Below are 11,796 nucleotides of genomic sequence, written 5' to 3'. Positions count from 1 at the left end.
ACGGAGGCGGCCACAAGCCGCGGCCATACATCTGGATCAGCAGTGTATGGTCGACGGAACGAGTGCGGTACGTCACAGGAGGAAGCCGATGACCACCACGAAGACTTGCCCTTTCGGCGCGGACGATTCCCCGGTCGCTTCGCTCCTGCCCGCCGGATACGACTTCACCGATCCCGACGTCCTGCTCCGCGGCATCCCGGTCACCGAATTCGCCGAGCTGCGCAAGACGGCGCCGGTGTGGTGGAACGAGCAGGGTGAGTCGATCTTCGGCGACGGCGGCTACTGGGTGATCAGCCGGCATGAGGACATCAGGGCCATCTCCCGTAACGGCGACCTGTGGTCCACCAATCTCAAGGGCGCGGTCATGCGGCTGCCCGACGGCGTCACCGCCGAACAGCTCGACCTCACCAAGGCCCTGCTGATCAATCACGACGCCCCCGAGCACACCCGGCTGCGCAAGCTGGTGTCCCGGCTGTTCACCCCGCGCTCGGTGGCCGCCCTGGAGGAGAAGCTCGCGGTGGCGGCCCGCGAGATCGTGGCCGCCGCGGCGGCCAAGGGTACCGGCAATTTCGTGGACGACGTCGCGACAGGATTGCCGCTGCTGGCCATCGCCGACCTGATCGGCGTGCCCGAGGAGGATCGGGCGAAGATCTTCCACTGGTCCAACTGCATCATGAACACCGACGACCCCGATTTCGACGCCGACCCGACCGTGGCCAATGCCGAGCTGATGGGCTACGCCTACAACATGGCCGAGGCCCGCCGGAAATGTCCGGCCGACGACATCGTCACCCGGCTGGTGCAGGCCGACGAAGCAGGCGACGGCATCACCGAGGTCGAGTTCGCCTTCTTCGTCATCCTGCTCGCCGTCGCAGGCAACGAGACCACCCGCAACGCCATGACGCACGGCATGAACGCGTTCTTCGAAAACCCGGACCAGTGGGAGCTTTTCAAGCGGGACCGCCCCGACACCGCCATCGACGAGATCATCCGGTGGGCCACCCCGGTGCACTGCTTCCAACGCGCTGCGCTGGAGGACACCGAGATCGGCGGGGTCACCATCCGCAAGGGCCAGCGGGTAGGACTGTTCTACAGCTCTGCCAACTACGACGAGGAAGTGTTCGAGAACCCCTTCCAGTTCGACATCCTGCGCAACCCGAACCCGCATCTGGCCTTCGGCGGGAACGGTGCGCACTTCTGCATCGGCGCCAATCTGGCCCGCATGGAGATCAAGCTGATGTTCAACGAGATCGCCGATCAGATTCCCGACATCTCGAAACTGGCGGAGCCGCTTCGCCTTCGCTCCGGCTGGATCAACGGAGTGAAGGATCTGCAGGTCTCCTACACCTAGTGCCCTAGCATTCTCAGGATGCGAACCCACGGCTGGTCCGGCGCCGCCCCGGCAAGCGACGAAGAGGCCGTCGCGCGCATCCTGGCCGCCGCGGGCAAGGCCATCGATGAGCGCGGTGCAGATTTCTCCATCGCCGACGTGGCACGCACCCTGGGCGTCACCCGTCAGACGGTGTACCGCTATTTCCCCAGCACCGATGCGCTGCTGATGCAGGCCGGCGTGGCCGCCGCCACCGGTTTCCTGGAGCGGCTGGCGACGCACCTGCAGGGCATCACCGATCCCGCGGACGCCGCCACCGAGGCCATCGCCACCGCACTGGAATGGCTGCCGAAGGACAAGCACATCGGGCTGCTCCTGGCCCCGGGCCGCTCGCCCGCCCTGACCGAATCGGTGACCTCGGACATCGCCCTGCAGTTCGCCCAGTCGGTGGTGCGTCAGTTCGACGTGGACTGGCCGGCAGCCGGATTCACCGATGCCGATCTCGACGAGCTCGCCGAGCATCTGCTGCGGATCATCCAGTCGTTCGTCATCGACCCCGGCCGGCCACCGCGCACCGGCGCCGAGTTGCGCGATTATCTGCGCCGCTGGGTCGCCCCCGCCCTACGTCCCTAGCGATTTGTGGAGCCGCACCCGCAATGATTACGGGTGCGGCTCCACACATCGCGGGAAAACTAGACGACGGTCAGGGGCAGGGACTTTCGCTCCTCGAACACCCAGGACGCACCGCCGCTGAATTCGCAGACCTCGACCTCGGGCAGTTTCTTGGCCGGGGTGTCGGTCGTGACCACCCGGACCGTCCAGTCCGACTCGGTGCCCGACACCTCGGCCCGCAGGTGCGGGTCGACGGCGGCCACGATGGCCTGCAGCGGGGCGTCCACCACCGGCGAGACCAAGGAGATCCACGAACCATCCTCGTACGCAGGTGATTTCCGCACATGGACGAAGTCCGGGTCGACGTCGGCGGACACGTAGGCGGCCGGGTTGAGCAACGGATGCAGCTCCAGCACCCGCAGCGCACCCGCCGCGTCAGCAGGCAGTTTCAAAGCCTTGTGGATCCGCTCGGACGCCACCCCCGCGATGCCGATCAGCTGCTTGGTGCGGATCGAGCGGGCCAGGGCCGCATCGTCCTTGGCCCGCTTCTCGACGGCGATGGTGAACGACTTGACCAGCAGGTGCATCTGGATGCACACCTCATCGGCGATCCGGACCAGGGCCGAGTGGGAGAACGCCCCGAAGTCCACATCGGCGAGCAGATCACCCGAATAGTCCGACATGCCTTCATCGTCCGGATCGATCGGATCCAGCTCACACGCGTGCGCATGGGTGGCGCCGACGAGATCCATCGCCGGAATGAACGGCACCTCCGGATAGGATTCGTCGATGATGACGGTCCACCGGCAATGCGGGTGCTGATCGGTCGAGGCCCTGGGCGGCCGGTGGATGGGCCGGACCTGTGCCTTGCGGTTGGTGGCCAGTGCGGTGGCATCGAAGGTGGGATCCTCGATGTCGTGGCACATGCCTTTGACGTAGTCCTCGCCCATCGGCTCGACGTCGAGCAGCGCGCCGCAGTGGTCCAGGTAGAACTCGCCGTGCCAGCGGTCGTGCACGACGTAGCGGAAGTCCATGAACTGCGGTGGCGCACCGATATCGAGCTGGAGACCCTTGAACAGGGTGAAGATGTCGACACCCTCGTACTTGAGCGCCTTCTGCATGCGCCGGGTGTAGAGCGGGCTGGATGCCGCCCACTCCTCGATGGCGATCTGCAGCATCTCTTCACGGCCGAAACTGCTGATGCACCAGGCCATCCCGGACCGGTCGATCAGCTGACCGATGAGCAGCAGCTCGGGGACCAGCGTGGCCAATTCGTCGCGCGACAGCGCGGCATACCTACTCATCATCGAGCGACTTCCCTGTGTTCATCCGGACAGCGGCGTTGACGTTCGCCTTCTTGTCTTCGCCCTGCCCCTTCTCCGCAGCCTTGCGGCGCTTGGCCACCACCTTGGAGACGGTTCCGTTGAACGCGGAGCCGAGCGGGAAGCCCAGGTACTGGGTGAGGAAGATCCCGATGTCCTTGAGCTCGTCCTCGGTGAACTCGCCGTTGAACAATGCCGCGTTGACCTGGATCTCCGCGAGGTCCTGAGAGCCGACGGCGGTAACGCACGTCATGGTCATCAGCCGCTTCTCACGCATGGACAACCCGGGCCTGGACCAGATGGTGCCGAACAGATGGTCCACAGTGAGGTCGAAGTACGGGTCGCCCTCGATGTTGGGCATCTCCCAGCCGTAGACCTCATTCATCTTCGCCAGGCCTTTGGCGCGCAACTCGTCCATACTGACTACTCCTTAGTGTGCGGTACTCCGAGGCCGTCGGCCAGGCGATCCAGTGCCACCCGCGCCAACGGAAGATCCACTCCCACAACCTCACCCAAGCCGAGGGCCAGCGCCAGGTCCTTCTCGGCCAGACCGCGGGTGTGGACGAACATGTCGTAGATCCAGTGATCGGGAGCCAGCTGTGCGGTGTCGTCGCGCACCATGATGGCGCCCGGCCCGCCGCTCTGCGCGTCGCTGTGACGCACCACCCGGCCCAGCTTCTGCAGGTCGATTCCGGAGGCCTCGGCCAACTTCTGCGCCTCACACGCGGCCGCGAACCCGATGAAGGTCAGCATGTTGCGGGCCAGCTTCATCCGGGTGCCCGCGCCGGGCTCACCGGCGCGCACCACCATGGACGCCCACTTCTTGAATACCGGCTTGACCAACTCATAGGCCTCGTCGCCGGCGCCGACCATGACGGCCAGCTCGCCCTTGTCGGCGGCACCCGCCCCGCCGCTGACGGGCGCGTCGACCACGTGAATGCCCTTGGGCGCCAGCGCGTCGGCGAGTTCGGCCGCCGTGTCCGGCTCGATCGTCGAGTGGATCGCGATGACGGTGCCCGGCGCGGCATGTTCACCCAACTGGCCGACGACGTCGCGCACCTGTGCGTCGTTGAGCACGGTCACGCTGATGACATCAACTTTCGCGACGTCGGCGACGCTGTCCGCCACGGTCGCACCCAACTCGACGAGCGGCGTCATGGCCTCGGTGCGCACGTCGTACACGATCAACCCGCCCGGCCAGTCGGCCAGGCGCTTGGCCATCGGCGCGCCCTGGTTACCCAGGCCGATGTAACCGAGCTTCAGATCAGAACTCATGAGCGGATGATCTGTCCGCCGTCGACGTTGAAGATCTGCCCGGTGATCCACTTGGCCTGATCCGACAGCAGGAACAGACACATTCCGACAAGGTCCTCGGGCTGCCCCATCCGCGACAGCGGGATGCCCTTGACGATGTCGGCGACCATCTCCTGCGGGGTGGTGGTGCGGTTGGCCTCGGTGTCGATGGGGCCCGGTGCGATCGCGTTGATCCGGATGTTCTGCCCGCCCAGCTCACGGGACAGCTGCTGGGTCAGACCGTTGACGCCGACCTTGGCCAGACCGTAGAAGTTGGCGTACATCCAAGCGGCCGTGGAGGATTGGTTGACGATCGCGCCGCCTCCGCGCTTGGCCATCTTCTTGTAGACCGCGCGGGTGCACCACAGTGCGCCGTCGAGGTTCACGCTCATGAACTTCTTGTAGTACTCCGGGTCGACCGTGACCAGGAAGTCCAGCTTCATGCCGCCGAAGATCGCGGCATTGTTCACCAGGTAGTCGATGGCACCGAACTCGGACAGCGTCGTGGCGGCCATCTCTTTGGCCGACTCCGGGTCGGAGACGTCCACCCGCACGGCCAGTGCGTTGCCGCCCTCACCCTTGATGCCGTCGGCAACCTTCTGCGCGCCTTCGAGATTGATATCGGCCACGACGACGGCCGCGCCCTCACGGGCCAGCGCTTCGGCGTAGGCCTGGCCGATACCGCCGCCGGCACCGGTGACGATGCCGACCTTGTCCTTGAATTCCGCGTACTGCCCCATCGTTGATATCTCCTTAATTGGCCAGGGTGGCAATGAGTTTGGTCTCCAGATATTCCTCGAAGCCGGCCACGCCCATCTCGCGGCCGACACCGGACTGCTTGTAGCCGCCGAACGGTGCATCAGCCGAGTACCAGATGCCGCCGTTGACGTTGACGGTGCCGACCCGCAGCCGCGAGGCCACCGCCTGGGCGCGGGCGTCGTCGCCGGAGAACACGGTGCCCGACAGGCCGTAAGGCGAATCGTTGGCGATGCGCACCGCGTCGTCGTCGCCGTCGTGGGCGATGACCGTCAGCACCGGGCCGAAGATCTCCTCGCGGGACACCTTGGCCGAGTTGTCCAGTCCGGCAATGACGGTCGGCTCGATGAAGTAGCCGGTGTCCTGGTCGGCCGGCCGGCCGCCACCGCAGGCGAAGCGGCCGCCCTCGGCGATCGCCGAGTCCAGGTAATCCTGGATGCGGTCGCGCTGGCGGGCCGAGATCACCGGACCGCAGATGGTGCGCTTGCTGTTCGGATCCCCGGGCTTGATGCCACCGAGGGTGGCCGCCGCAGCTTGGACCGCTTCGTCGTACTTGGCCCGTGGCACGACCAGGCGAGTGGTGATGGCGCAGCCCTGCCCGGCGTGCATGGCGACGGTGAACGCCGCCATCGCGCAGGCGCCGCCCAGGTCCGCGTCGTCGAGCACCAGGAAGGCGGACTTACCGCCGAGTTCCAGGAACACCTTCTTGATGGTCACGGCGGAGTCGGTCATCACGGCGCGGCCGGTGTTGGTGGAGCCGGTGAACGACACCATGTCCACGCGCGGATCTTTGGACAGCAAAGCGCCGACGCCGTGGTCGTCGGAGGTGATGATATTGATGACGCCTGCCGGGAAGTCCGTGTGCTCGGCGATGATCTCACCGAGCACCGCTGCGGCCCAAGGGGTGTCGGGCGCGGGCTTGAGGATCAAGGTGTTGCCTGCAGCCAGCGCCGGGCCTACCTTGGCCAGGTTGATCTGATGCGGGAAGTTCCACGGCGTGATCGCGCCGACGACACCGACGGCCTCACGGGCGACGGTCCGGTTGGTCGGAATGCCCTGCGGTGTCGCGTATCCCAGGTCGCTGCGCCACTGGTAGTTCTCGGCGGTGTCGGCCGAGAACGCCAGATCATCGACCGGGCCTTCCAGTTGGGCGCCCGACGTCAGCATCCGCGGCGCACCCACCTCGGAGATCGTCAGTTCCCGCAGGTCCTCGATATTCGCCTGAAGGGCCTCGCGCAGCTGACGCAGGCAACGCACCCGCAATTCGGTGTTGGTCGACCAGTCGGTGTCGTCGAACGCCGTCCGGGCCGCGCCGATCGCGGCTGACATGTCCGCTTCGTCGGCATCGGCCGCCACGCCGAGGACTTCCTCGGTCGCGGGATTGACGGTCTCGAACGTGCCGTCACCTCCGGTGACGAGCTTGCCGTCGATGAGCAATCTGCTCTCACGGTCGGCGATCAGCGCCATCCACACTCCCCTTACATCCTCGGGTCTTCCCGGTCGGATCCGTTCCTGGACAACTGTCCGGCGGCATTCATCCGAACGATAGCCGCAGGCAAGTCTCAGTGGCAAGACCGGATTGTGCCGGCATCGCCAATAGTGCTCATTTGCTGCATCTTTGCTCCAACAACTTGCTTCATAAGCCCAGTGTCGGATAACTTGGACATGTGTCCAGCGATGCCGTGGCAGCCGTCACAAGTGAGGCCGGGGAGACGCCGCGCAACCGCCGTCAGGAAGAGACCTTCCGCAAGGTCCTGACCGCGGGCATGGAAATGCTGCGTGAGACGTCGTACTCGGACCTGACCGTGCGCGCGGTTGCCGCCCGCGCCAAGGTCGCCCCGGCCACCGCCTACACCTACTTCTCGTCGAAGAACCATCTGATTGCCGAGGTCTACCTGGACCTGGTGAAGCAGGTGCCGTACTTCACCGACGTCAACGACTCGATGACCAGTCGCGTCGACAAAGCCGTCCGTGCCCTGACACTGGTGGTCGCCGACGAACCCGAGGTCGCCGCCGCCTGCACCACCGCCCTGCTCGGCGGTGGGAGCGACCCGGCGGTCCGCGCGGTCCGCGACCGCATCGGCGCCGAGATCCACAAGCGCATCCGTTCGGCAGTCGGCCCCGATACCGATCCCCGCATCATCTCAGCCCTGGAGATGACTTTTTTCGGGGCGCTGGTCAACGCCGGCAGCGGCGCGTTCACCTATCACCAGATCGCCGATCGATTGACCTACTCGGTCGGCCTGCTCCTCGGAGAGGACAATTAGACATGAGCCTCGGAGAGCACCGATGAGCCTTCATACCGTCGAGCCGACGTTCGATCCGTACGACTACGACTTCCACGAAGATCCGTACCCGTACTACAAGCGACTGCGCGACGAGGCCCCGCTGTACCGCAACGACGAGCTGAACTTCTGGGCGCTGTCCCGGCACAAGGACGTGGTGGCGGGTTTCCGTAACAGCGTCACGCTGTCCAACAAGCACGGTGTCTCGCTGGACCCGATCTCACGCAACGACGAAGCCCACCGCGTGATGTCGTTCCTGGCCCTCGATGATCCGGGTCATCTGCGGCTACGCACCCTGGTGTCCAAGGGCTTCACGCCGCGTCGCATCCGCGAACTGGAGGGCCGGGTCACCGAGATCGCCCACCAGCATCTGGATATCGCCCTGCAGGGCAACAGTTTCGACTACGTCGACGACTTCGCGGGCAAGCTGCCGATGGATGTCATCTCCGAGCTCATGGGTGTGCCGGACGAAGACCGGGTGCGCATCCGGGCGCTCGCCGACGCCGTCATGCACCGTGAGGACGGGGTGGCCGATGTACCCGATTCGGCCATCGCCGCATCCGGCGAGCTGCTGGTGTACTACGCCGACATGGTCAAGCAGCGCAGGAAGAACCTGACCGACGACCTGACCTCCGCGCTGGTGGAAGCCGAGATCGATGGCGACCGACTCACCGACGACGAAATCATGGCGTTCCTGTTCCTGATGGTGGTCGCGGGCAACGAGACCACCACCAAACTGCTTGCCAACGCCGCATATTGGGGCTACAAGAATCCCGGCCAACTCGCTCCGGTGTTCGACAACCACGACCTGGTGGTGCCCTGGGTCGAGGAGACGCTGCGCTATGACGCCTCCAGCCAGATCCTGGCGCGACTGGTCACCGAGGACCAGACGTACTACGACACCACCGTGCCCGCGGGTGACGTGCTGGTGCTGTTGATCGGCTCGGCCAATCGCGACGAGCGGGTCTTCGAGGATCCCGACGAGTACCGGATCGACCGCGAGATCGGTCCGAAGCTCACGAGTTTCGGCAGTGGCGCCCACTTCTGCCTCGGCGCGCATCTGGCACGCATGGAGGCCCGGGTGGCACTGACCGAGTTGTTCAAGCGAATCCGCGGATACGAGGTGGACGAGGCCAACGCTGTCCGCGTCCACTCCAGTAGCGTCCGCGGATTCGCTCATCTTCCGATAACCGTCCAGCAACGCTGAAAGGCCTGAAAGGTTTCTCAAGCATGCCTCGTTTTGCTCCCCTCCCCGACCGGCGCCCCGCACTGGTCGCCGGCGCCTCGTCCGGAATCGGCGAAGCCACCGCGATCAAGCTCGCCGCCAACGGATTTCCCGTCGCACTCGGCGCGCGCCGGGTGGAGAAGCTCCAGGAAATCGTCGAGAAGATCCGCGCCGACGGTGGCGAGGCCATTGCGGTCCACCTGGACGTCACCGATCCCGATTCCGTGAAGGCCGCCGTCGAGCAGACCACCGCCGAACTCGGCGAGATCGAGGTCCTGGTCGCCGGTGCCGGCGACACCTATTTCGGCAAGCTCGACGCGATCAGCACCGACGAGTTCGATTCCCAGGTCCAGATCCATCTGGTCGGTGCCTACCGGGTGGCCGCCGCAGTCCTGCCGGGCATGCTCGAACGGCAACGCGGTGACCTGATCTTCGTGGGATCCGATGTGTCGCTTCGGCCGCGGCCGCACATGGGCGCGTACGGCGCGGCGAAGGCCGCCCTGGTGTCGATGGTGACGAACTACCAGATGGAGCTGGAAGGCACCGGCGTGCGCGCCTCGATCGTGCATCCCGGCCCCACCAAGACCTCGATGGGCTGGAGCCTGCCCGCCGAGTTGATCGGCCCCGCGCTCGAGGACTGGGCCAAGTGGGGTCAGGCGCGCCATGACTACTTCATGCGGGCCTCCGACCTCGCACGCGCCATCACGTTCGTGGCGGAGACTCCGCGCGGCAGCTACGTCGCGACCATGGAACTGCAGCCCGAGGCCCCGCTGGCCGATGTGAAAGACCGCCAGAAGCTCGCCCTGGGCGAGGAAGGGATGCCCGGACAATGATGAGCAATCTCAAAGAGGTACAGCGCGTCTCCGGTGGGGAAGGCGAAGAGCACGGCCACCTCGAGGAGTTCCGCACCGACCCGATCGGGTTGATGCAGCGGATCCGCGACGAATGCGGTGACGCCGGCTGGTTCCAGCTGGCCGACAAGCAAGTGGTGCTGCTGTCCGGCTCGGAAGCCAACGAGTTCTTCTTCCGCTCCAATGACAGCGAACTCAACCAGGCCGAGGCGTATCCGTTCATGACGCCGATCTTCGGCGAGGGTGTGGTGTTCGACGCCGACCCTGAACGCCGGGCCGAGATGCTGCACAACACCGCCCTGCGCGGCGAGCAGATGAAGGGCCACGCGGCCACCATCGAGAACGAGGTCAAGAAGATCATCGCCGGCTGGGGCGACGAAGGCGAGATCGAACTTCTCGACTTCTTCTCCGAGCTGACCATCTACACCTCGACGGCGTGCCTCATCGGACTGAAGTTCCGCGAGCAGCTCGACCGCCGCTTCGCCGAGTACTACCACCAGCTGGAGCGCGGTACCGATCCGCTGTGCTACGTCGACCCGTACCTGGACATCGAGAGCTTCCGCATCCGCGACGAGTCGCGCGTCAAACTCGTCGCGCTCGTCCAGGAGATCATGGACGGCCGGATCGCCAACCCGCCTAAGGGCAAAGAGGACCGCGACCTGCTCGACGTCCTGGTCTCGATCAAGGACGAGGAGGGCAATCTGCGCTTCTCAGCCAATGAGGTCACCGGCATGTTCATCTCGCTGATGTTCGCCGGGCACCACACCAGCTCCGGCACGTCGTCGTGGACGCTGATCGAACTGCTGCGCAATCCCGACTTCTACGCCAAGGTGCAGTCCGAGCTCGACGAGCTCTATTCCGATGGCCAGGAGGTGAGTTTCCATGCGCTGCGCCAGATCCCGAATCTGGACAATGCCCTGAAGGAGACGCTGCGCCTGCATCCGCCGCTGATCATCCTGATGCGGGTGGCCCAGGACGAGTTCGAGGTCGTCGGACACCCGATCCACAAGGGACAGATGGTGGCCGCCTCGCCCGCGATCTCCAACCGGATACCCGAGGACTTCCCCGACCCGGACGCGTTCGATCCCGACCGCTATGAGAAGCCACGCCAGGAAGATCTGATCAACCGCTGGACCTGGATCCCGTTCGGTGCGGGCAAGCACCGCTGCGTGGGTGCGGCGTTCGCGCAGATGCAGATCAAGGCGATCTTCTCGGTGCTGTTGCGCGAGTACGAGTTCGAGATGACGCAGCCGTCGGAGAGCTACCAGAACGACCACTCCAAGATGGTCGTGCAGTTGGCGCAGCCGGCCAAGGTCCGCTACCGCAAGCGCGTCAAGTAGGCCCCCGATGGGTTGCTACCGCATTGAACTCGACGAGGACCTGTGCCAAGGCCACGCCATGTGCGAGCTGGAGGCGCCCGACGTCTTCAAGGTGCCCAAGCGCGGCGTCGTCGAAATCGTCGACGCGGAACCGCCCGACGAACTCCGCGAGGATGTCGAACGGGCTATCGACATGTGTCCCACCCGAGCACTATCCCTGATCGAAAAAGACTAGGAGACAGAGACAATGGCGTCACGACAAGAACTCGAAGACTGGTCCGAGCGTTGGCTGAAGGCCAACCAGGACGCTGAGGCGGCCGGCGACTGGAAGCCGCTGGCTGATTTCTACACCGAGGACGCGACCTACGGCTGGAACATCGGCCCCAAGGAAGACGTGATGTGTGTGGGCCGGGACGAGATCCGCGATGTCGCGCTCGGGCTGGAGATGGAGGGCCTGGAGAACTGGGTCTACGAGTACCAGAAGGTGCTCATCGACGAGAAGCAGAACGAGATCGTCGGCTTCTGGAAGCAGATCGCCAAGAAGTCCGACGGCAGCACCTCCGAGATCTACGGCATCGGCGGCAGCTGGTTCCGGCTGAACGATGCGCTGCAGATCGAGTGGCAGCGCGACTTCTTCGACTTCGGCCACGTGCAGAAGGCCTTCATGGACCTGATCACCTCCGGTGATCTCACCCCGACCATGCAGAAGCGCATCGAGCGGTCCCTGGCGGGCGAAAAACTGCCCGGTTACTACCCCCTCGGCGAGGCTCCCCTACCCATTTGGTAAATCACCACCAAGCGGT

General features: G+C 65.2%; 13 protein-coding genes. 8 read left to right on the top strand and 5 right to left on the bottom strand.

Annotated elements, in window-relative coordinates; genetic code table 11:
- The first annotated feature begins 88 nt into the window (after nt 1–88).
- Nucleotides 89–1,351 (top strand): cytochrome P450, encoded by a 1,263-nt coding sequence (locus tag AC1DY7_RS15965; protein WP_477494678.1) that lies wholly within the window; start codon nt 89–91, stop codon nt 1,349–1,351.
- A gap of 18 nt (nt 1,352–1,369) precedes the next feature.
- Nucleotides 1,370–1,963, top strand: coding sequence for a TetR/AcrR family transcriptional regulator (locus AC1DY7_RS15960; protein WP_477494677.1), 594 nt, complete (start codon nt 1,370–1,372; stop codon nt 1,961–1,963).
- A gap of 59 nt (nt 1,964–2,022) precedes the next feature.
- On the opposite strand, the gene AC1DY7_RS15955 is transcribed toward AC1DY7_RS15960, so the two are convergent.
- The 5 genes from AC1DY7_RS15955 to AC1DY7_RS15935 are packed head-to-tail and all read right to left on the bottom strand — an operon-like array spanning nt 2,023 to nt 6,780.
- On the bottom strand, nt 2,023–3,249 hold the full coding sequence (locus AC1DY7_RS15955) for a hypothetical protein (RefSeq protein ID WP_477494676.1): 1,227 nt from the start codon (nt 3,247–3,249) through the stop codon (nt 2,023–2,025).
- Nucleotides 3,239–3,682: a carboxymuconolactone decarboxylase family protein gene (locus tag AC1DY7_RS15950; protein WP_477494675.1), complete on the bottom strand. Its 444-nt coding sequence runs from the start codon at nt 3,680–3,682 to the stop codon at nt 3,239–3,241. Before AC1DY7_RS15950 ends, AC1DY7_RS15955 begins: the two co-directional genes overlap by 11 nt.
- A 5-nt stretch (nt 3,683–3,687) precedes the next feature.
- A complete protein-coding gene (locus tag AC1DY7_RS15945) occupies nt 3,688–4,539 on the bottom strand; it encodes an NAD(P)-dependent oxidoreductase (RefSeq protein ID WP_477494674.1) in 852 nt (283 codons plus the stop codon).
- Nucleotides 4,536–5,297 carry an SDR family oxidoreductase gene (locus AC1DY7_RS15940; RefSeq protein ID WP_477494673.1) on the bottom strand — a complete coding sequence of 254 codons (762 nt, stop codon included), beginning with the start codon at nt 5,295–5,297 and terminating at the stop codon, nt 4,536–4,538. The genes AC1DY7_RS15945 and AC1DY7_RS15940 overlap by 4 nt, the downstream gene beginning before the upstream one ends.
- A gap of 13 nt (nt 5,298–5,310) precedes the next feature.
- Nucleotides 5,311–6,780, bottom strand: a complete 1,470-nt coding sequence (locus tag AC1DY7_RS15935) for an aldehyde dehydrogenase (protein ID WP_477494672.1) — start codon at nt 6,778–6,780, stop codon at nt 5,311–5,313.
- A 200-nt stretch (nt 6,781–6,980) separates the two neighbouring features.
- Here AC1DY7_RS15935 and AC1DY7_RS15930 point away from each other — a divergent pair, with 200 nt between their 5' ends.
- Genes AC1DY7_RS15930 through AC1DY7_RS15905 form a run of 6 tightly spaced genes read left to right on the top strand, consistent with a single transcriptional unit; the run spans nt 6,981 to nt 11,780 of the window.
- Nucleotides 6,981–7,580, top strand: coding sequence for a TetR family transcriptional regulator (locus tag AC1DY7_RS15930; protein WP_477494671.1), 600 nt, complete (start codon nt 6,981–6,983; stop codon nt 7,578–7,580).
- A gap of 22 nt (nt 7,581–7,602) precedes the next feature.
- Nucleotides 7,603–8,805, top strand: a complete 1,203-nt coding sequence (locus AC1DY7_RS15925) for a cytochrome P450 (RefSeq protein ID WP_477494670.1) — start codon at nt 7,603–7,605, stop codon at nt 8,803–8,805.
- A 23-nt stretch (nt 8,806–8,828) separates the two neighbouring features.
- Entirely contained in the window at nt 8,829–9,656 is an 828-nt protein-coding gene (locus tag AC1DY7_RS15920; RefSeq protein ID WP_477494669.1) for an SDR family oxidoreductase, read from the top strand.
- The gene (locus tag AC1DY7_RS15915) at nt 9,656–11,014 is read left to right on the top strand and encodes a cytochrome P450 (protein WP_477494668.1); all 1,359 of its coding nucleotides are present in this window, start codon (nt 9,656–9,658) and stop codon (nt 11,012–11,014) included. Before AC1DY7_RS15920 ends, AC1DY7_RS15915 begins: the two co-directional genes overlap by 1 nt.
- 7 nt (nt 11,015–11,021) lie before the next feature.
- Nucleotides 11,022–11,228 (top strand): ferredoxin, encoded by a 207-nt coding sequence (locus AC1DY7_RS15910; RefSeq protein WP_266046782.1) that lies wholly within the window; start codon nt 11,022–11,024, stop codon nt 11,226–11,228.
- Nucleotides 11,229–11,240: 12 nt separating this feature from the next.
- Entirely contained in the window at nt 11,241–11,780 is a 540-nt protein-coding gene (locus AC1DY7_RS15905; RefSeq protein WP_477494667.1) for a nuclear transport factor 2-like protein, read from the top strand.
- The last annotated feature ends 16 nt before the right edge of the window (nt 11,781–11,796 follow it).

It is taken from the genome of Mycobacterium sp. P2_H7 (assembly GCF_056403275.1).
This window is presented reverse-complemented; position numbering and strand designations above follow the sequence as displayed.

Bases quoted from the DNA above. Each gene is read 5' to 3' on its own strand.
- AC1DY7_RS15960 (WP_477494677.1), top strand. From the start codon at position 1,370: ATGCGAACCCACGGCTGGTCCGGCGCCGCCCCGGCAAGCGACGAAGAG.
- AC1DY7_RS15950 (WP_477494675.1), bottom strand. From the start codon at position 3,682: ATGGACGAGTTGCGCGCCAAAGGCCTGGCGAAGATGAATGAGGTCTAC.
- AC1DY7_RS15945 (WP_477494674.1), bottom strand. From the start codon at position 4,539: ATGAGTTCTGATCTGAAGCTCGGTTACATCGGCCTGGGTAACCAGGGC.
- AC1DY7_RS15940 (WP_477494673.1), bottom strand. From the start codon at position 5,297: ATGGGGCAGTACGCGGAATTCAAGGACAAGGTCGGCATCGTCACCGGT.
- AC1DY7_RS15965 (WP_477494678.1), top strand. From the start codon at position 89: ATGACCACCACGAAGACTTGCCCTTTCGGCGCGGACGATTCCCCGGTC.
- AC1DY7_RS15935 (WP_477494672.1), bottom strand. From the start codon at position 6,780: ATGGCGCTGATCGCCGACCGTGAGAGCAGATTGCTCATCGACGGCAAG.
- AC1DY7_RS15955 (WP_477494676.1), bottom strand. From the start codon at position 3,249: ATGATGAGTAGGTATGCCGCGCTGTCGCGCGACGAATTGGCCACGCTG.
- AC1DY7_RS15920 (WP_477494669.1), top strand. From the start codon at position 8,829: ATGCCTCGTTTTGCTCCCCTCCCCGACCGGCGCCCCGCACTGGTCGCC.
- AC1DY7_RS15915 (WP_477494668.1), top strand. From the start codon at position 9,656: ATGAGCAATCTCAAAGAGGTACAGCGCGTCTCCGGTGGGGAAGGCGAA.
- AC1DY7_RS15925 (WP_477494670.1), top strand. From the start codon at position 7,603: ATGAGCCTTCATACCGTCGAGCCGACGTTCGATCCGTACGACTACGAC.
- AC1DY7_RS15905 (WP_477494667.1), top strand. From the start codon at position 11,241: ATGGCGTCACGACAAGAACTCGAAGACTGGTCCGAGCGTTGGCTGAAG.
- AC1DY7_RS15910 (WP_266046782.1), top strand. From the start codon at position 11,022: ATGGGTTGCTACCGCATTGAACTCGACGAGGACCTGTGCCAAGGCCAC.